Source organism: Microbacterium terrae (assembly GCF_017831975.1).
In the GTDB taxonomy this organism is placed as follows: domain Bacteria; phylum Actinomycetota; class Actinomycetes; order Actinomycetales; family Microbacteriaceae; genus Microbacterium; species Microbacterium terrae.
This window is the reverse complement of record NZ_JAFDSS010000001.1, coordinates 3270531-3288355: the sequence shown is the minus strand read 5'-3', so window position 1 is coordinate 3288355 and position 17825 is coordinate 3270531. Positions and strand designations below refer to the sequence as shown.

Genomic DNA, 17825 nt, shown 5'->3' with positions numbered 1-17825 from the left:
CTCTTGCGGGCCGTGCACGGTTGGGGGACGCTGGCGTGCTCGGGCGTCGAGTTGCCTCGATTCGTCAGCGTGAGTCGATGAAAGACGACAGTGCGATGATCCAGATATCGAACGCGTCAAGGTGTGCGTCGTGGGACCCGGCGCTGAGGTCGACGCGCGTCACGTTGGTACCGCGGGCAACGAAGTCGGCCTGCTGCTGCGTGGTAAACATGCCGTGCTCGGCGTAGATCACGAGCGCCGGCGCCGTGACCTCCGCCCACTCGGCCCATCGAGGTTCCGCGACATCGGTGATCGTGGCGACCATCACGTCTGGATCGAAGCGCGGATAGAACCCGTCGGCGCGCTGCTCAAGGTCGGCGGCCCATGCGCGTGCGAGCGGGCCGCCGCCGAGGCTCGAGGTCGCGGCATCCCGATCGGGAAACGGCACCTTCCATGACCGGAAGAACGCGCCGAGCGCGGCACGCTCCTCGGGGGTTCCGCTGCCCGCATCGCACTCGAGCAGAACCAGACGGCGAACCATGTTCGGGTGAGAAGCGGCGACGAGCATCGCGGTGTGAGCACCCATCGACTGCCCGACAATGTCAACCGGGCCGGTGGATTCGGTTTCAATCACCCGTACGACGTCGCCGACGTAGGCGGCGCGGCTCGTGTCCGGCGGGGTGCGAGTGCTGTGTCCATGACCACGCTGATCGATGAGGATGACCCGACGCCCGGCGAGAGCCCGCGCTGTCGGTTCGAACTCCCGGCCGCTGCCTGCCAGCCCATGCAAGATCACGACGGTCGGTTCCGTGCCGGGGAACACGAAGTAGGACACCGTCGTCCCATCGTCGACGACGACTTCGCGGCGAGCCGGTTCAGTCATCGCCGTCGGCCCAGAGCCAGCGGAGCGCGTCCGGAAGGAGCACGCCGCCGTGGTTGGGGCTGTGGCCGCCGTCGCCGACGACGAGACGGAAGTCGTACCCGGCGCGGGCGAGCGCGGCAGCGGTCTCGAGGCTCTCGGCGAACCAGTTATCGTCGCGCTGGTTCCAGTTCAGATCACGGTGAGCAGCGTGCAGGAAGACCCGCGTCGACCGCCGCGGCTCGGTCGCGAGCAGTGCCGGGTACGGGTTGCCGCCCGGCATCTGCGCGAAGCTCGCGTTGAACGCGATCACCCGCCCGATCCCGTGCGGCCTGGTCCACGCCGCGGTCATCGCCGCATCCCCACCGCTGCTGCCACCGCAGATGCCGCGCATCATCGGATCTGCCGACACGGTGAATCGCTCCTGCACCAGCGGAAGAACCTCTTCGAGGAGGAAGTCGGCGTAGTCGGAGTTGAACGCGTCGTACTCCATATTGCGGTTCTTCACCGTCTCGCCGTCGACGGTCAGCACTCCAGGGTCGACGAACACGCCGACCATCGGCGGCAATGCACCCTCAGCGGCCAGGTTGTCGAGCACAGCGGCCGCGCGAACCGCGGCCGTGGGGTCGAGGTACCACCAGCCATCGTTGAAGAACATCACCCCGCTCTCCGCCTCAGCGGAGTGACCAGCCGGGGTGTGGAGCCACACCTTCCGCGCCGTCCCCGGAAAGCAAACACTGTCGGGAAGGCACAGTTCCTCCAAGCGGCCGCGCGCAACCCCCGCGCGCAACTCAGAGTCCGGCCCGTACGCGTACTCGACGTCCCGCGGCGAGAACGGCAACGGGCTGAATGGCATCGTGAACGGCACCCCACGACTCTATTCACGCAGAGCGGGTGCGATCCCCATACGGGCATCGTGCGGAGTAGGGACCGCAGCGTGCGCTCGCGATCTCTCCGCGGGCACGGTGCATCGACCGGTGGTCTGCGTCGACCCGTTTGACGATGTCGGACGCCCCGCGTACACAGGGTGCATGGCTGAGGTATTGATGTTCCACCACATCCTCGGGCTGACGCCCGGCATGCGTGAGTTCGCCGACCGGTTACGGGCCGGCGGTCATACGGTGCACGCACCCGACCTGTACGACGGACGCGTCTTCGACTCGATGGAAGGCGCGTTCGCCTTCGTCAAGAGCGGAGTGATCGACATCGATGAGCGGGCGGATGCCGCAGCCGCTGATCTTCCGGAGAGACTGGTGTACCTCGGTGTCTCGTCCGGAGTGATGCGGGCGCAGCGGCTCGCTCAGAAACGCGCGGGTGCCGCGGGAGCGGTGCTGCTCGAGTCGGCGATCCCGGTGTCGGGAGAGTGGGCGTTCGGGCCGTGGCCCGACGGCGTGCCAGTGGAGATTCACGGTATGGACGCCGACGAGTTCTTCGCTGGCGAAGGCGATATCGACGCAGCGCGCGAGATCGTCGCGGCAGCCGACGACGGCGAGTTGTTCACATACCCGGGCGACCAGCACCTGTTCGAGGACAGTTCGCTCCCGAGCTACGACGCCGAGGCAACGGACGTGCTGGTGAGCCGTGTGCTCGCGTTCCTCGGCCGGGTGGATCACTGAGGCCGGCCGGCTCAGGGCATCAGCCGCTGCGACAGGCGGCCGCGACCTCGCGCGGACGCCCGATCATCGGCCGGCAGACGCGATCCTCATACGGGCATTGCGCGGATGAGGTTCGTCCGCGGGCGAGCGGGCTCCCCCGGGATGCGTCGGGCTTACCTCTTGACGATTGTCACCTCGACGTCGTCTCCGATGCCCTTGCCGAGCAGCTTGCGTGCCTTGGCGTTGAGGGACACCATATGGCCGCCATCGCCCGTTGGCAGGGTACCGACGTTCACCAGCAGCACGTCATCGATCTTGGCGTCGACCCGGACAGACTTGCCTGTGCCGAAGAAGTCGGCGCTGCCGAGGATCTCAACGCAGTTCCAGGTCTCGCCCTTGACGTCGACGCCGATCGTCGTCCGAAAGCTCAGTTCTTCCGCGTCCATGGCGCCAGCGTACGGGCGCCATCCACCTGCGGGCAGTGCTCACTTGAGGGCTCCGCATCGTGCATGAGCGCTACGTTCGAGGCATGGACGGTCGGGAGAACGCATTGGCGCGTCGCCATATCATCAGCGCCATGCTCTACGCCGCCGAGCACCAAGACGAGTTGCTCCGTGCGTGCGCGACAGTCGAGGGAGACATCGCGTCAGCGAACGCAGCGATACGAAAAGCCTTCGATGTTGACGTGATTCAGGCGGACGCGATCCTGACCATGCAGGTGCGGCGATTCACACCCGAGGCGATCCAGCAACTGCGGGTAGAGCTGTCCGACGTCGAAGCCGTCCTCTCTCCGTAGCGAGCGGTCACGATCCTCTTACGAGCACGGCGCGGATGCGGGAGCCTCGCGCGCATGAGGTACGTGATCTCGTTGAGGTGGGCGCCAACGTTCCCACCCTGAACTTCGAGAGTTGGAAGTTCTTCTCCACGCTCCAAGTGCTGTTTGAGTGACCACGCGACCCTCCAAATCAGGCTGCTTGCGGTTGGAACCGGACGCAAACGCTCCAACGCGACTTCAGAAACGCGCGCGAAGTTCCAAATCAAGGACAGCTTCAGTTGTAAGTTCATGACGTGGATGCATCCAAGTTCGTCGACTCACCCTTCGGCGCCCCGACGAAAGAGCCAGGGAACAAGTGGGCTTTCACCTACTACCTGCCGAAGCCAATGCCCCGGTCAGTCGATCTGCCGACACCGGTAATCGCACAGCTGAGCGAGGCTGATGCCGCCCTGGGACACCTTCAAGGGCTCGGTCTCCTCATCACCGATCCAGGACTGCTGATTGGTCCATACCTGCGCCGCGAGGCACTTGCCAGTTCCAGGATCGAGGGGACCCAGGCTTCTCTCTCCGACGTGTTTCAGGCCGAGATCGACGCCAGCAGCGTGAGCGATGACACGTCGGAGGTCCAGCGCTATCTCGAAGCTACGAAGCAGGCATACGAGCTGGCTCGGACGTTGCCGATCACTCAGCGACTGATTCTTCAAGTCCACGCCACGCTCATGGAGGGCGTGCGGGGCGAAGAGAAGTCCCCGGGTGAGTTCCGCAAGACACCGGTTTGGGTTGGCAGAGCGGGCGCGACTCCCGATACGGCAACTTTCGTGCCACCTTTGCCGGTGCATCTCGGGGACCTGCTGGCCGACTGGGAGCGATTCGTCAACGACGATGGGCGCGCACTGCCCGCGCTCGTTCAAGCGGCCCTCATGCACTACCAGTTCGAGACGATCCACCCCTTCCTTGACGGAAACGGCAGAATCGGCCGACTCCTCATCAACCTCCTCCTGATGGAGCGCGGGCGCCTGCCCCTGCCACTGCTCTACCTGTCGCACTACTTTGAGACACATCGCGACGAGTACTACGAGCGGCTACAGGCTGTGCGTGAGCAGGGAGACATCGACGGCTGGCTGACCTTCTTCTTGAAAGCAGTGCATGCCCAAGCCGACGACGCGGTCGCTCGGTCGCGGAAGCTGGTTGAGATCCGAGAGGCATTCCATAGCGCAGCGATCAAGGAGCGATCAAGTCTGCCGAGACTCGTCGATGTAATCGTGAGAAATCCGTTCGTGACCGTGAAGTCGGTGGAGACCCGCCTGGAGCTCACTAACCAGGGCGCCCGCAATCTCATCAAGAACGCGGAGTCGCGCGGTTGGCTCCGAAGTCTTGGCTCGCACGGTCAGGGTGGACGCGAGCTGTGGTACTCGCCTGCCATCTACGACGTCATGGAGATGCCAATGACGTACGAGCAGGACGGCGGCGCCCAGTCCGTCGATTCGTAAGAGATTGACCTCGCCAAACATTCAACCAAAGCGCCGTGCGCGCTCCGATCCCCATACGCGCACTGCACGCAGAGGGCGCCGATCCGCGCAGTGGGATCCGGGCGGCAGGCCTATTGGCCGAGGTTCTCGCGCATCTCCTGGTACGACCCCGTGTCCAGTACCTCGCCTGTCGCTTCGTCGACGAATTCGACGATAACGTCGATGTCGTCCGGAGCGACGCCGTTGAACTGCTGGTAGAGCGCGCCCTGGATGTAGAACCCGAGTGCAAGGAAACTCTCCAGCGCACCGTACTTCGCAGCATCGACAGACACCTTGACCGATGTCATCGCGTCGTTGAACTGCACCCCAGTTACGGAGTTCGTGTCGTCCGCGATCAGCTCATCGGCGGCGTCCTGTGCGGACGAGCGCATCTGCGCGAGCATCTCGTCGCGCTGGGGCTTCGTCATCGTGTAGACGACGGTGTCGCCCTCAACGACCGCGGCGATGCCGTTCTCCTGTGCGCCGGCCACAATCTCCTCGTCGGTGAGTGACCCGTTCTGGTCCAGAAGCGAGCGGGCGATTCGCACATCGACGGTCACCAGATCCTCCTCAACCTCGATCGTGGCAGGCGAAGCGGACGAGTTGCTGGTCGCAGCGTCCCCGCCGGCCGAGCAACCGCCCAGCACGAACACCGAACAGGCGATGAGCGAAGCGATCGCACCACGAATCTTCACGAAGAACTCCCCAGGTTTGTCGTCGGCTTCCGACCCATCGATCCTAGGGAAGCCCGCCGACATGCGATCCCTCTGCGGGCGGTGCTCGGATGCGGGATCCTTGCGTGCATCCGACGCCACCTCAGACGGTCGAAGACTGGCGTCACCTCAGGCTGGTCAAGATAATGGCGCAATGCCTGCCGCCCTTATCGAGGTTCGCCGCCAGTACTCCCTCGACGAGGAAATCGCCATCATCGGCGCTGTCCACAACGCGCTGGTCGAGGCGTTCCAGATCCCACCGGAGGACCGCAACATCCGGCTGATCGTTCACGAGCCGCATCGCTTCGCCTGCTCCCCGGATCTCAAGCTTCCGGAGTATCGGACAATCGTCACAATCGACTGCTTCGTGGGCCGCTCGCTGGACGCCAAGCGCAAGCTGTACGCCGCGATCGTCGAGCAACTGGGCACACTCGGCATCCCAGGCGATCACGTGTCGACCATCCTGCACGAGATCAACCGCGACAACTGGGGCATGGGCGGAGGCCACGCCGCCAGCGACGTCAACCTCGGCTTCGACGTCAACGTCTAGCCCTTCGCCGATCCCCCTACGGGCAGTGCCCGGTAGAGGTTGGTCGCGTGCGGCGTTGCCTCGGCGGCATGAAATCCTGGGGTCGTGTTCGCCTTTTCAGACGAGGGTGTCGTTGTCGATGCTGAGTTCTTCGTTGAGTCCGACGCCCCGTGGTTGGCGGTGATTCTCGAGAGTCGTGGGGGCGCCGTGAATGGAGCACTGCCACGCAACCCTGACTACACGATTGCCATGGAGCTTCTCCTAGCCCGGCTTGCAACCCTCGGAAGCGAGCTTGTCGATGCATTCGTCGACTCCTCGACGACCGCGGTCTCTCGGATTCTGCTCGTCGGATCATCGAGGGCCCGGTGCATCTCGATGGCAGTACGGACGTTGCCGAGCTCCGCATGAAGCTCGGCAAGTCTGCGGCGGCGGTCCACCGTGCACCTAACGCCATTGGCGAAGGGAACCGGACCAAGAAGATCAGACTCATCGTCGCCGTGCCCGGGTTTGAACCGAGCGAGTCAGCGCTCTTGGCTTCAGTACTGTCGCGGCCGTCGAAGGTGTTGGATGCTTCCCTCAGCGCTGTCGATGGGTTCTTGCGGGAGCTGATCGGGACGCCGATCCCCACCGTCTCGGGCACCCGGACCAACACCATCCTCTCGGTAGGGACTGATCACGTTCTTGTTGCCACGAGCCGAACTCCGACGGGTCAGCCAGTGCCGATCGCCGAAGTAGTCGCAGCCCTGGAGCACCTGAAGCAAGACGGCATCATCGACGCCAATGTCGAGTCGCTGGGGTATCGGAGTGCGTTCTTCGGCGCCGTCCTGTTGCAGGTGCCAGGAGCGCGAGTTGTCGGTGCGGCGCCCCCGCGCATCACAATCAGCGAGAGCAGCGATGCCGAGCCCGGCCACCCGCCTACACGGATAGCTCCCGACGTCGAACCGGGGCCATTCCAGGGCGCGCTTGATCGTCCTGTCACAACCCGGCAACGACGTGAGCAACATCGTCTTCGCGCGGCCCTCCTCCGCGGGCGCGACGAAGCCACATGCGCGCTGTGCGGAGAAACGTTTCCCGCACGGTTCCTTTGGGCGTCGCACATCAAGAAGCGTGCGGCGGCGACGGAAGCGGAAGCCCGCGATCTGCCGCGAATCGCGATGCTCGCATGCATCTTCGGATGCGATGCCTTGTTCGAGGACGGCTACGTGAGCGTTGAGGCCGGCGCAGTGATCGGCACTGCGGCCGTCGACGAAGCTAGCGCGATCGGGCGCAAGATCAACCAGATTCGAGGTCGCGCGGTGGGCGAGTACGCCACGAGTGCGACCTACTTTGCCTGGCACCGAGAGCATGTGTTCCGTAGCTGAGCGCTGATCCCTATACGCGCATCAATCAATGAGGGGACGAGAGCGGGCAGCAACGCTCGGCGCTTCTATCCGACTAGGAATCGCCCAGCAACCGTCGCTCCATGACCGATAGCCGCTCGGCTGCATCGAACCGTTCGACGTGCTCGGCGCACATTGGATGGCCGTCGCGGACGCCCGCGTAAGGCTGACCACAAGACGCGCCCAGGCCGATGGCCTGCTGGCAGTCCGGGTACTTGATCGACCGAAGTCGAGGCCCCCATAGCTCCTCGGGCGCTTCCTCCCAGTGCGACCACGGCAGGTTCGTCCGCGTGAGGTGGTCGGGGCAGTACCACCAGCCGTACACGTGTGCGGCGACATCGGCCTTGGGCTGCCAGTGGAAGACAACCGAGATGTCTTCGGCGCGGTACCACTTGTCCTCTTTGCCCGTTCCGCATGACGAGCACTGCGACTCGGTCTTTCCAGGGCTGATCTGGGCGAGCGGATAGACCTCTTCGATGAACAGACCGCGAGCCCCCCAGTCATCCTCGGCGGGACCGGCTGCGCCGCGGCGTTTGGTCCAGGTGCGCGCTTCGTCGTCGGAGTCCATCGCGGGTGCCCCTCTCGTTCGTTCGATACCTGGATTCATTCTCGTGGAGTGGACTGCTCGGCAGTAGAGGTGAGCGTCCCGTGATCCTCGATATCGCCCACGGCTGCGATGCCGTTGGTGATGGTCGCGAGTCGCCAATTGCACGTCGCCGAACGCGCTGCTCGGTTGCTTGCAGCTGTGTAGCCGGCGTGTCGGCGACGGTTGAAGAATGAGGCCATAGCAAGACGGATAGTTTCCAGTGATCGTCTCGTAATGCTCACCCGATCGAATGGATCTCCATCCGATTAGGTACTGCCAACGGCAGCAGGTGAGATCGGCTACTCAGACAGCTCGAGGACAGCTCCACCAAGCACCCTGGCGAGTTCGCTGAGGTCTGGCTGATGGGTATTGATGATCCAGTTCGGGCCGATGAGAAGGTGGACCGGTGCATAGCCCTTGGAACCCTTGACCGTCTTGTTGACCTGTGTTTGGACGTCAGCAGCATTAGCGAAGGTCGAGAAGACGTCTCGGTCGGAGCAGTTGCCAGATCCGGATGCCAACGAAACATTGTTGTTCTGGGTCCAGGACTGGCAGTAGTAGCCAGCAGAAACTGCCGCGTCCTTGAGTTCCGTAACCGACTCGTACTGCTGCGCCCAGCCGACGTCGTAGGAGACACTCGCTCCTGTGTTGCTTGGCGCGGCCGGATCATCGAGAGCCGCTGCGGGCACGCTCCCGCCGTTCAGTTGCGCTTCGAATTCGGCGGCCGCCGCCATGATTTCGGCCTCCGTGACGAAGGACTCTCCTTCAAGGAGGTAGGGGCGTTGGCTGTCGTTGCCGTTGATGCAGAGCACGTCGTCGTGCCAGTCGTCGTTGTAGGTGGGTGAATACGAGCACATCCACCCGTGGTCTGACTCGGGGATTTCCCAGTCGTCAGGCTCGTAGTCCTCAACCGCGACTTCCTCCGGTGGTTCATTGGCGAGCTGGTCGTAGTACTCGGAGGAGGAGTGGGACGCGCAGCCCGTTGTTGCCGCAAGTGTGAGGGATGCGAAAAGCATCAGCCCGATAGTGCGGCGCGGCGCGACCATATGCGTCCTAACAGTCAGTGCCAGTGCAGGCAAGCCGGGGCTGGCGCTGCCGCCGTTGGCTCGGCGAGCGGCGATCACCTCGAGTGAGCGGGTGCGATGAGCATAGGACATCCCGTCCCGCTGTACAGGCGAGCGGACCATCCTCATACGGGCCTTGCCCGGATGAGGGACGACAGCGGGCCACATGGGGCGTCGCCGGAGGGGCTCGCATCCACAATCGACGTGTCTTCATCGGAGTTGCGTCCCCGGTACGGCAGACTCAGCTCTCGGTGGCCCGATCTGGGGGGGCTAGTGCGAAGGGGCTGCAATGACTACGAACCGTACGACTGAGAAACCGGCGGCGTGAAGGATGCTCGATTTCACGACGATCGACTTTGAGACCGCCAACTCTTATCGAGGTTCTCCGTGCTCCGTGGGCTTGGTTCGTGTGCGAAACGGGCAGATCGTCGAGAGCCAGCATTGGCTGATCCGGCCGCCGGAGGGCGCTGATTGGTTCGACGGCTGGAACATCGCCATCCACGGGATCACCGCCGAGATGGTGGCGGACGCTCCCAGATGGAAGGACATCCTTCCGGCCATTGTGGACTTCATCGGCGACGACGTGGTTGTCGCTCACAACGCAGGCTTTGACCTCGGCGTGATCCGGTACGCCTGCGCCGTGGACAACATCGAATGGCCCGAGATGCGCTTCCTCTGCACACTGGTCATGGCTCGCCGCGCAATGGCCCTCCCCACTTACAGGCTGCCGTTCCTCGCTGAGACGATGGGCATCCCATTCGACGACCATCACGACGCGCTCGCTGACGCGACCGTCGTCGTGGACGTTGCCGCGCGATTGGCCGAGCACCAGCAAGCCACCGATCTGCTCGAGTTGGCGGGGTCTCTCGGCGTCGCCGTCGGACGCATGGGCTCCGGGATCTACCGAGGCAGCGTCGCCGTCTCGAGCGGCGGCCACGGTGCAGGCAAGCTCACCCCGGTCGAGGTGAACACGGACGCCGACCCCAGCGGATACCTCTATGGCCGAGTCGTCGTTTTCACCGGCGCGCTCATGTCGATGACACGGGACGCGGCCCGCCAGGAGTGCGCCAAGGTCGGCGCGATTCCGGAACAGGCCACCACCAAGCGAACCAACGTCCTCGTCGTGGGCGACATCAATCCGGCTGCACTCCGACCCGGCTCCAACGTCACCGGCAAAGCTCGCAAGGCGTTCGAGCTGCAGGACAAGGGCCAAGAGATTGAAGTCATGACCGAGGACGACTTCCTCCGCTGCCTCGATGGCAACACGCTGGAATCGGCCGAGGTGCTACTCGCCGAATCGGAGCGCTCGGCCTGACGCGATCACTCGATCCCCTTGCGGGCGGTGCTCGCTGAAGGCTCCGTATTGCAGAGGAGCGCCTCGTGCGAGGCGTGGACCTATCGGGGGAGCGCGTTGTGGCGGTCCCTTGTTCGTAGCGGACGGCGGCGATCCTCAAACCGGCGCTGCGCGCAGATCGGGCGGAGACGTACGATCAGCCAAATGCGGAGGGGCGACGCGCGCGAATTCGAACCAGCCCTCGTTGCCAATAGGGTGATGCCGTGAGGCGATACTTCTCGTGGCGATGGCTCGGCGTGTCGCTCACGGTGATAGGACTCGGTGCCGCGTTCCTCGCGGCACGGGAGGGCCCGTTTCCGTCCACGCCGGTGGGGCTGACCCTCGTCTGGGCTGGCCTTGCGATGTTCGTCTGCACTCTGATCGCACCTGCCGTGATGGGCCCCATCAACTTCGTTCGAGAGGTCCGAATGTACGGACTGGTGAACCGGTGGCACAAGAATGGCGCGATTCCCGCTGACTACCCCGAATGGGTGCGACGGCGGATCTACGCCGACCCCGATGGGAAGTATGCGCCGCAGTGGGAGGTCTCGAGAGCCGGCAAGCAGAGGAGACTCCGCAACACGGGCGTGGATGCGCACGTTGAGGTAACGCGCGTGAGTGCGATCGGTCCGGTCGCCATTGAACTCGACCTCGACCTCTCGATGCCCGCTGTAATCCCTCGTGAGGCGTCGTTCGCACTCACGTTCATTGATGAGCGCGCAGGCTTCGGGGACTTCTGCGCCGTTCTCGTGAAGTGGACGCGCCCCAGCGGCGGCGACTTGGAGGAGGTCTTCTACTTGTAGCACGCTCGCAATGCCCACACTCACTCGTGGTGAGCTGCTCTGCAGCATCCCCAAACGGGCATCGTCCGGAGGTGGGGCCGTCACGTCCACGGTTGCGAGGATCCCTACGTGAGCCTCACTGGTCCACCCCCTCGGCTTTCGACCGCCGGTGATCTCTCGGCGGTGTGCAAGCCAGTACGGTAGCGGCATGGCCGAGAAAGTCCGGACGTGCGATTTCGTGGAAGGCGCGACTTGTGCCTTGCCTGCCGCAGAAGACCGCCTCGACGAAGCCTCCCACTTCCTCTTACAGCTTCAGGCGAATTACCACGATCCGCGCGCATTCCGGTTCAACCTCAACGCGGTGCTCGCCGCCGTGGCGTCGACACGAGCTTTGCTCCAGGTGGAGATGCAGAAGCGTGGTCTCGTTAAGGAATGGAAGGCGGCGCGCCAGCCATTCTGGGACGACCCTGTCCTGGCAGCTTTCCACCGGAGCAGAAACGTCACTCTCCATCAGGAAGCCATCTTTGACGGAAGTCGGATTGATGTCGGCCTGTACCGCGGGCGCCGAATGAAGCTATCCCTCCAGCAGGAAGTACGAGCGGACCGCACGAGCGCGGAGATTCTGGCTCACGCAGTCCCTCAACTCGAGAAGGTCTTTCTGGACCCGACCCATTCGGCTCTTGGTGAGCAAGGTGGGCTGGAGCGACGCTACTTCATACGTCAGCTCAGTGCCGAGGAGGATGCTCTCACAGTGAGCCGCAAGGCTCTGATCCGTTCGATCCAGATGATCGCTACTGCGCACGTTGTCGCAGGCGTTCTATCGGCGGAATTCTTTGAGGGCAACGAGGACGACGATCAAGATTTTGCTGCTGCCCCGACGGCAGTGACTGTTCTCCTGGAGTCGGACGTTGACCCGTCTCTACCCGGCTCGTGGGGTTGGGAGTAGGCCTCGCCAACCCTCACACGGGCGATGCGCGAAAGCGGACCGCGACGCGCAGCAGGCGTGGTCGACGGCTCACTCCGAGGCTGCCGGGGTTGACTTGATGCGGTCAGTGATGGACTTCTCCATGGCGTTCCAGCCGCCAGCGGCGACCGGCCCCAGCCTTGTGCGTTGCTCATCCATCTGATCGCGAACCATGCGCCTGAGCACTCGCTCCTCGACTCCGGCGTGGTTGGATCGGAACTCGTCCGAGAAATCGATCAGCGCACGCGGGACGTTCTCGAGGTGTGAGACGTCAAGGATCACCGGTAGCGCGACCGAATCGCCCCGCTCGAGTGAGGCTCGCATTGGCCCAAGCTGAAGATACTGGCTGAGAAAATCGGGGCTAAGTGCAGGTGAGGACGTCGGCGCTCCTGAACCCATGCGATCCCTGAGATAGCTCTTAATGCGGAGGGCGGTCCGGTCCATGGTCAGCCACCAGCTTCGATACCCCATCGGACTCGCCGATTCAGACTTCCGCATTTCGAGGACGCCGATTGTGTTCTCGACGTCGTGCGCGACTAGCCGAGCGACGGTGCCTGGATCCATTTGCCACGGATCCATGGATTGACGTCGCTGGTCGTGCTGCTCCATCCAGAGCTCCTTAACCGCCGCTCGGAGAGCTGGGTCAGCAGAGTCGGCGAGTTCCTCAAGGCTCTCTTCGCTGATTGAGAACAAGTCGTGCAGATACTCCCGCACATCATCTTCGGGCCTAGCACGCCCGCGGATTCCTTCAAGCCACGAGAGGAACGTGCCGCTAGCGCGGCCAGAGTAGATGTACGCGGAGTAGATGAACGGCACTCGGCCGCTCCACTCATCCCGTGGGACGTGACAAAATGCCGCGCAAAGATTCAGGTGGCGCTCGACTTCCTCGATCACGCCCGGCGTGACGAACAGCTCAAGTCCTGCATCGGACGCCGCGCGAAGTAGCTGCGTGTATTGACGGTGGTCCGGGGAGTCGAGAAGGGTTTCAGCGATCAGCGGAAGGACTGCGGACGTATCGAGCCAGATCTTGCCGCCCGAGAAGACGGTGAGCACGACCTTCTGAACGTCGGGCGTCTGCCGAAGGAAGGCAAAGAGTGTGTACGAGTCCGCGAGTCGACGTAGGTGGGATGTGGTCGAAGGTGAAGGGGCAGCGAGTACATCTTGGATGGCCACGACGGCCGATTCCGGCGACACACCCAGTGATGATCCGGCGCGACTCGCCTCGTTCAAGAGTGCCTGTGCGTCGACGTGGACGGACTCTCCTGTCGTGACTGCGGCGGCGAAGTCTTCAGCTCGCTGGAGAATCACGGTCTCGAGTATGCCGCGGAGCACAACGCCTAACTCGTCGCCGTCAATCTCGCCTTGCTCCTTGCCCGCTGCTCGGACAGCCCGCGCGGCGAGCTCATCGCCGAGAAGTTGTTCTTCGATGAGGAAGCGCGCCGTTTGCTCCTTGAGCAACGTCGACTCCGCGTGACTGAGGTGGAAGTGATCACTGGAACGGTGGTGCTTGATAGGCCCGTTCTTCTTCGCGAGTCGCGCGAGCGCACCGTCAATCAGCGCTTCAAGTTGTCCCGGCACGCCGGCCGGAACAAACGCCGCGATGGCTCGGTGTACCTCGTCCCGAGTACGCATATCGTCGGATGAGGTTCCTCGCAGAGCGGCGACAACTAGAGATTCGAAGCAACTCTTCGTCAAGTTGCGCTCGGAGCTCGTGTCCTCCACATCCAGCGCGAGTTGGAGCAGCGCAATGCGTGCTTCTTCGTCCTTCAGTGAAACGGGGCTACCCTGCACGCCCGTGCTCATAATGAGCGGATCTACAAACTGCTTCGCGAGCGTCTCCGCTGCGACGGCCCGCTGAGCGGGAGAGTTTGCTCGCTCGACGAACCAGTGACGATCACGGATGTCCAGGCTGATCTTCGCGTCTGTCCGCAGCTTCCGCTTAAGCTCGTCCGCGTCAGCGCCAATTGTTTGGTTCGTTGCGTATATGAGCTCCGTGACCCCAGGAAGCGTTTCGCCGAGGCGCTTGACCGTCTGCCGGATCTTGGCGTCCCAATCCTGCTGAACCGAAATCTGAACGACGACCGTTGAGTCCTCGAGCGGAGAGTAGAGCTCTGCGTCCCGACCGCCGTCGCCCCCCGGAGACGCCGTCGTTCGGAGCGAAGGGAACTCGACAGCAAGGAATTCAGAGGCAAACTTCTCAAACGCTCTCCAGTCGCTTGACGAGAGGAGGCTCAGCGCTAGTTCGAATCGGGATTGCGGCATGCGCTGACATTAGCAACGTGCGACCCGATGTCGGCTGTCCTAATCCGCTGAATCACTCCCGAGGTTCTCTCGCACTCTGACCACGTCGTTTACGCACGGCGGTGTGGTGCCCGCGCACGCACGCCGGTCGGTCACCGGACAAACTTCGCGTGTCTCGCCAACCCCACCGCGGTGGCGTTCGCCGCCCGCAAGACCAGACCGGTGAAATGCACGGTCCGGCTCCCTCAATTGCAACACCGGGTTGCGCAGCTGTCAGCCCTGAGCGCCGCGCATGCGCGACGCACACGGGCCGCCCCCAACCACTGCAGCGCTACGACGCCGCCGCCGCCGCTACGACTACTACTGTCGGATCCCGATGGACCTTGCGCTGAACCCGTCTGATTTCACGGTAGTTTGCGTGATTTTCGTCTCTCGCGTCCCCGCTAGTTTGCGGATTCCTACATCGGCGCCCGCCGTCCGGGGTTAAGTGAGCGTCGATGGAGCAACCCGACGATGAGGACCTCGGGCGCGTGTGCCAGAAGGCCCGTTTGACGGTTGATCAGTGGCGACTCATTGCTCCTCCAGCGAGAGTCCGATCACCTCGGTCCAGAGCTCGTCGGGGATGGCGAGCTGCTGATTGCTGATGAGGGCTGCCACGCGCGACGGCGAAGAGGCGCCGACGACGGTGGATGCGATTCGCGGGTCTCGAGTTGAGAACTGCAGCGCCAGTGCCGCCAACGGCACACCATGGTTTCGGGCCGCGTCCTCGAGGTGGGCGACTGCGCGTGTGACGGCGGCACCGGCCGGTCGGTAGCGGTATCGAGCTTGGGTTGCGGCGCCTTTTGCGAGGATGCCGCTGGCGTAGGGTGCGGCGTTGATGAATGGAATCCCGGCCGCGACGGCATGGTCGATGAGGCTGCTCGCTGTCCGGTCGATCAGGTTGAACTGGCTGTGGTTGAGCAGGACGTCCAGTTTGCCGGTGTCGATATAGCGGCGCATCTGATCGATGTCGCCCCCGGCTACACCAATCATGCCGACGTGCCCTGATTCCCGTAACGCGATCGCAGCGTCCAACGCGCCGCCTGGCGCTGTGACGCTTTCGAACGCGAATCTTTCCGGGTCGTGCAGGTAGAACACGTCGATGTAGTTGACGCCTAGTCGGGCGGTGCTTTCTTTGAAGGACGTCCGGATGCGCTCGGCGGAGAAGTCCCGGCTGCCCGGCGCGGGGTCTGCCTTGGTGGCGATGACAAGATCGTCGCGTGGAGTGATTGCTTCTCGCAGCGCAACGCCGATCCGTCGTTCGCTTTCCCCGGCTCCGTAGTCGTTTGAGGTGTCGATGAAATTGAGGCTGGATTCCAGAAACGCTGTGACTGTGTCGATCGCGGTTGTCTCGTCGACGTCGTACCCATAGATGTGCGGCATGCCTCCGAGCGGGCTGGTTCCCAGCGCGACCGGGGTGACGGCGGGACCATGCGGACCGAGGGTTCGGTGGCGGAGGCGATCTTCGGTGCTCATCAGTTTCCTTCGCTTGCACCCAGGATGAAGGTGTTGAGGGACTGGGGGCTGAGGGTGGGGCTGATCATCGTGTCACCCATGCTGATGTGGACGGGCAGGACTTCGGTGGTGTCGTTTTCGATGACGATGATGCTGCTGCCGTCAGGGTTGAGGAAGACGAGTTGGTTGTCGTAGCCGGCGAGGCTCCAGGTGTGGATGACTCGTGCACCGGGTTGGACGAACGCGCTGACGTGTTTGAGGGCGTAGTAGTCGGGCGTGAACCGGTATGCGGCGTTGTCGGCGTCGACGGTGATGAGCGAGTTCTGCGTCCATCCCCACCGGCTGAGACCTCCGGCGAGGAGGGAGATGTTCCAGTACATGTACGCGTTGGCGCCGTTGTCGAAGAAGTGTTTCATCAGTGACCAGGCGTGGCGGGCTTGCCGCGAGTCGTTGGCTCCGTCGCCGCATTCTTGCTCGGTTTGGTAGATCCGCAGCGCCGGGTAGAGGGCGTGCAGTGCGGCGACGGCGCGTTTGCCTTCCCATTGCACGCCGATTCCGGTGACGGCGGCAGCGGCGGCGGGGTCGTTGAGGACGTCGCGGACGAGGTGGTCGTCGCCGCGTTCGAGGGTTCCGAGGAAGATTTCGACGCCTCGGTTTCGCATGACCGGTGCCAGGTGGTGCAGGAACTGTGCGAGACCGCCGGGTGTCCAGGTGCAGCTGGGGAACACTTGCGGGGAGTTGAATTCGTTCTGCGGCATCACCATGGAGATGGGGATGTTCTGTTGCCGGTACGCGTCGATGAACCGGCCGAAGTAGTCCGCGTAGGCGCGTAGGTAGGGCTCTTCGACTCGGAACATGTCGGTTCCTTCGTGGCCGATCTGGTCCTCGCGCAGCCCGTTGGTCGCGGCGCTCATGAACGGGTGGGGTTGGGCGCCGGCGTAGTGCTGGTTGGTTTTCATCCAGGTGGGCGGGCTCCACGGTGATGCCCACACCTGCAGGTCCGGTTGGTGCTTCTGCGCTGCGTGGATGAACGGGACGAGGGTGTCCAGATCGTTGCTGATGTTGAAGTGCTCGAGCGAGAAGTCGTCGGCGGTGTCGTCGTAGGAGTACCAGTCGCGGGAGAAGTCGTTGGCACCGATTGGCATGCGGCACAGGTTGAGCGCGGCGCCCACCCCGGGCGCGAACAGTTCGCGGAAGATCTCGTCTCGCTGGGCGTCGGTGAGGATGCTGAGGGATGTCCATCCGAGTTCGTTGAAGCTGGCCCCGAATCCTTCGACAATCTGTTTCGGGTCATCCATCATGCCGATCACATCGGGCATTGCGACCGTTCCGGTGATCGCGATGCGTTCCTGCTCCTGCCAGGGAGCGTCCGGGGTGGTGGCGATCCATCGCGCGCTGGCGGTCGTGTCGGGCAGGGTGTCGGGCAGGTCTGATCGATTGTCCGAGGCGGGTGAGGGTGCCATGGGGGTCCTTGCGTGGGTGCGGTGCTGTCGGCGGAGATGTTTCAGGTCGGATTTGATGAGTTTGCGCAGTCGTTTGGGGCGGGCTGTGTCGTAGTCCACGTCCGGTTCAACGACCTGCCCGGCCAGTTTGCGGGTGAGCTCGTGCCGGAGTTCGTCGGCGGCGTGCTGTTGTGCGCTGGCGACCAGGTCAGCGACTTTCGCATCGTCTGTCGCGTACTGCTGGAGTTCGTGGGCGAGGCGGCGGTGCACGTCGGGTGCTCGTTGCAGCGAGGCGTAGTGCATTCGCTGCGCTTGGCTGTGCTTCGATGACTCGGCTGGGGGACGGTCCACGGCGGCCAGCCGATCTGCACTGGCCAAGTTCTCGTCGGCGAGGTGGCGCAGTTCTGTCCGTGTGAACGCGGACAGGCTGGCCTGGTTGTAGTCGAGGTGGTCGCGCAGCGCTGACCGGAGGAGGAAGTTCTTCGTGGCCATGCGCACGGCGGATTCTGCGATCAGCACGCCGTCGGCAACCACCCCGTCGATGGGTGCCAGAGGTGGGACCGACGGGGGTTGGTAAGGGTG

The 17825-nt window shown here is 63.6% G+C and carries 18 protein-coding genes; 9 read left to right on the top strand and 9 right to left on the bottom strand.

From position 1 onward, the window contains the following. Positions 1–64: 64 nt before the first annotated feature. Both JOD63_RS14995 and JOD63_RS14990 read right to left on the bottom strand, forming a co-directional pair. Positions 65–862, bottom strand: a complete 798-nt coding sequence (locus JOD63_RS14995) for an alpha/beta fold hydrolase (protein ID WP_052682580.1) — start codon at positions 860–862, stop codon at positions 65–67. Next, positions 855–1694 carry an alpha/beta hydrolase gene (locus JOD63_RS14990; RefSeq protein ID WP_045276735.1) on the bottom strand — a complete coding sequence of 280 codons (840 nt, stop codon included), beginning with the start codon at positions 1692–1694 and terminating at the stop codon, positions 855–857. Before JOD63_RS14990 ends, JOD63_RS14995 begins: the two co-directional genes overlap by 8 nt. Before the next feature lie 175 nt (positions 1695–1869). Between JOD63_RS14990 and JOD63_RS14985 the strand changes: the two genes are divergently transcribed. Continuing rightward, on the top strand, positions 1870–2454 hold the full coding sequence (locus JOD63_RS14985) for a dienelactone hydrolase family protein (RefSeq protein ID WP_045276559.1): 585 nt from the start codon (positions 1870–1872) through the stop codon (positions 2452–2454). Positions 2455–2606: 152 nt separating this feature from the next. Here JOD63_RS14985 and JOD63_RS14980 read toward each other — a convergent pair whose 3' ends face one another. Beyond that, positions 2607–2879 carry a DUF1905 domain-containing protein gene (locus tag JOD63_RS14980; RefSeq protein WP_045276560.1) on the bottom strand — a complete coding sequence of 91 codons (273 nt, stop codon included), beginning with the start codon at positions 2877–2879 and terminating at the stop codon, positions 2607–2609. Between the two features lie 83 nt (positions 2880–2962). Between JOD63_RS14980 and JOD63_RS14975 the strand changes: the two genes are divergently transcribed. Further along, positions 2963–3229: a hypothetical protein gene (locus JOD63_RS14975; protein WP_045276561.1), complete on the top strand. Its 267-nt coding sequence runs from the start codon at positions 2963–2965 to the stop codon at positions 3227–3229. Positions 3230–3501: 272 nt separating this feature from the next. Further along, positions 3502–4698, top strand: coding sequence for a Fic family protein (locus tag JOD63_RS14970; protein WP_045276562.1), 1197 nt, complete (start codon positions 3502–3504; stop codon positions 4696–4698). 110 nt (positions 4699–4808) lie between these two features. Here JOD63_RS14970 and JOD63_RS14965 read toward each other — a convergent pair whose 3' ends face one another. Continuing rightward, the gene (locus tag JOD63_RS14965) at positions 4809–5474 is read right to left on the bottom strand and encodes a hypothetical protein (protein WP_052682581.1); all 666 of its coding nucleotides are present in this window, start codon (positions 5472–5474) and stop codon (positions 4809–4811) included. A 109-nt stretch (positions 5475–5583) separates the two neighbouring features. Between JOD63_RS14965 and JOD63_RS14960 the strand changes: the two genes are divergently transcribed. The 3 genes from JOD63_RS14960 (at position 5584) to JOD63_RS14950 (ending at position 7319) form a co-directional block, all read left to right on the top strand. Continuing rightward, positions 5584–5979, top strand: coding sequence for a tautomerase family protein (locus JOD63_RS14960; RefSeq protein ID WP_045276563.1), 396 nt, complete (start codon positions 5584–5586; stop codon positions 5977–5979). 84 nt (positions 5980–6063) lie between these two features. Continuing rightward, positions 6064–6366, top strand: a complete 303-nt coding sequence (locus JOD63_RS14955; protein ID WP_157004032.1) for a hypothetical protein — start codon at positions 6064–6066, stop codon at positions 6364–6366. Beyond that, positions 6363–7319, top strand: coding sequence for a hypothetical protein (locus tag JOD63_RS14950; RefSeq protein ID WP_157004033.1), 957 nt, complete (start codon positions 6363–6365; stop codon positions 7317–7319). The genes JOD63_RS14955 and JOD63_RS14950 overlap by 4 nt, the downstream gene beginning before the upstream one ends. Before the next feature lie 73 nt (positions 7320–7392). Here the strand turns inward: JOD63_RS14950 and JOD63_RS14945 are convergent, their stop codons facing one another. Next, positions 7393–7905, bottom strand: coding sequence for a hypothetical protein (locus tag JOD63_RS14945; protein ID WP_045276564.1), 513 nt, complete (start codon positions 7903–7905; stop codon positions 7393–7395). A gap of 317 nt (positions 7906–8222) precedes the next feature. Next, positions 8223–9080: a hypothetical protein gene (locus tag JOD63_RS14940; RefSeq protein WP_157004034.1), complete on the bottom strand. Its 858-nt coding sequence runs from the start codon at positions 9078–9080 to the stop codon at positions 8223–8225. A gap of 238 nt (positions 9081–9318) precedes the next feature. On the opposite strand from JOD63_RS14940, the gene JOD63_RS14935 reads away from it, so the two are divergent. The 3 genes from JOD63_RS14935 (at position 9319) to JOD63_RS14925 (ending at position 12048) form a co-directional block, all read left to right on the top strand. Then, a complete protein-coding gene (locus JOD63_RS14935) occupies positions 9319–10302 on the top strand; it encodes an exonuclease domain-containing protein (protein WP_045276566.1) in 984 nt (327 codons plus the stop codon). Positions 10303–10544: 242 nt separating this feature from the next. Continuing rightward, the gene (locus JOD63_RS14930) at positions 10545–11123 is read left to right on the top strand and encodes a hypothetical protein (RefSeq protein ID WP_157004035.1); all 579 of its coding nucleotides are present in this window, start codon (positions 10545–10547) and stop codon (positions 11121–11123) included. Positions 11124–11310: 187 nt separating this feature from the next. Next, a complete protein-coding gene (locus tag JOD63_RS14925) occupies positions 11311–12048 on the top strand; it encodes a hypothetical protein (RefSeq protein ID WP_045276568.1) in 738 nt (245 codons plus the stop codon). Between the two features lie 69 nt (positions 12049–12117). Here the strand turns inward: JOD63_RS14925 and JOD63_RS14920 are convergent, their stop codons facing one another. From JOD63_RS14920 to JOD63_RS14910, 3 genes are all read right to left on the bottom strand, one after another. Next, the gene (locus tag JOD63_RS14920) at positions 12118–14328 is read right to left on the bottom strand and encodes a hypothetical protein (protein WP_045276569.1); all 2211 of its coding nucleotides are present in this window, start codon (positions 14326–14328) and stop codon (positions 12118–12120) included. A gap of 549 nt (positions 14329–14877) precedes the next feature. Further along, entirely contained in the window at positions 14878–15822 is a 945-nt protein-coding gene (locus tag JOD63_RS14915; protein WP_045276570.1) for an aldo/keto reductase, read from the bottom strand. Continuing rightward, positions 15822–17777, bottom strand: coding sequence for a glycoside hydrolase family 30 protein (locus tag JOD63_RS14910; RefSeq protein WP_245618031.1), 1956 nt, complete (start codon positions 17775–17777; stop codon positions 15822–15824). Before JOD63_RS14910 ends, JOD63_RS14915 begins: the two co-directional genes overlap by 1 nt. Positions 17778–17825 lie beyond the last annotated feature (48 nt).

Bases quoted from the DNA above. Each gene is read 5' to 3' on its own strand.
- JOD63_RS14995 (WP_052682580.1), bottom strand. From the start codon at position 862: ATGACTGAACCGGCTCGCCGCGAAGTCGTCGTCGACGATGGGACGACG.
- JOD63_RS14990 (WP_045276735.1), bottom strand. From the start codon at position 1,694: ATGCCATTCAGCCCGTTGCCGTTCTCGCCGCGGGACGTCGAGTACGCG.
- JOD63_RS14985 (WP_045276559.1), top strand. From the start codon at position 1,870: ATGGCTGAGGTATTGATGTTCCACCACATCCTCGGGCTGACGCCCGGC.
- JOD63_RS14980 (WP_045276560.1), bottom strand. From the start codon at position 2,879: ATGGACGCGGAAGAACTGAGCTTTCGGACGACGATCGGCGTCGACGTC.
- JOD63_RS14975 (WP_045276561.1), top strand. From the start codon at position 2,963: ATGGACGGTCGGGAGAACGCATTGGCGCGTCGCCATATCATCAGCGCC.
- JOD63_RS14965 (WP_052682581.1), bottom strand. From the start codon at position 5,474: ATGTCGGCGGGCTTCCCTAGGATCGATGGGTCGGAAGCCGACGACAAA.
- JOD63_RS14960 (WP_045276563.1), top strand. From the start codon at position 5,584: ATGCCTGCCGCCCTTATCGAGGTTCGCCGCCAGTACTCCCTCGACGAG.
- JOD63_RS14950 (WP_157004033.1), top strand. From the start codon at position 6,363: ATGAAGCTCGGCAAGTCTGCGGCGGCGGTCCACCGTGCACCTAACGCC.
- JOD63_RS14945 (WP_045276564.1), bottom strand. From the start codon at position 7,905: ATGGACTCCGACGACGAAGCGCGCACCTGGACCAAACGCCGCGGCGCA.
- JOD63_RS14940 (WP_157004034.1), bottom strand. From the start codon at position 9,080: ATGTCCTATGCTCATCGCACCCGCTCACTCGAGGTGATCGCCGCTCGC.
- JOD63_RS14935 (WP_045276566.1), top strand. From the start codon at position 9,319: ATGCTCGATTTCACGACGATCGACTTTGAGACCGCCAACTCTTATCGA.
- JOD63_RS14925 (WP_045276568.1), top strand. From the start codon at position 11,311: ATGGCCGAGAAAGTCCGGACGTGCGATTTCGTGGAAGGCGCGACTTGT.
- JOD63_RS14920 (WP_045276569.1), bottom strand. From the start codon at position 14,328: ATGCCGCAATCCCGATTCGAACTAGCGCTGAGCCTCCTCTCGTCAAGC.
- JOD63_RS14915 (WP_045276570.1), bottom strand. From the start codon at position 15,822: ATGAGCACCGAAGATCGCCTCCGCCACCGAACCCTCGGTCCGCATGGT.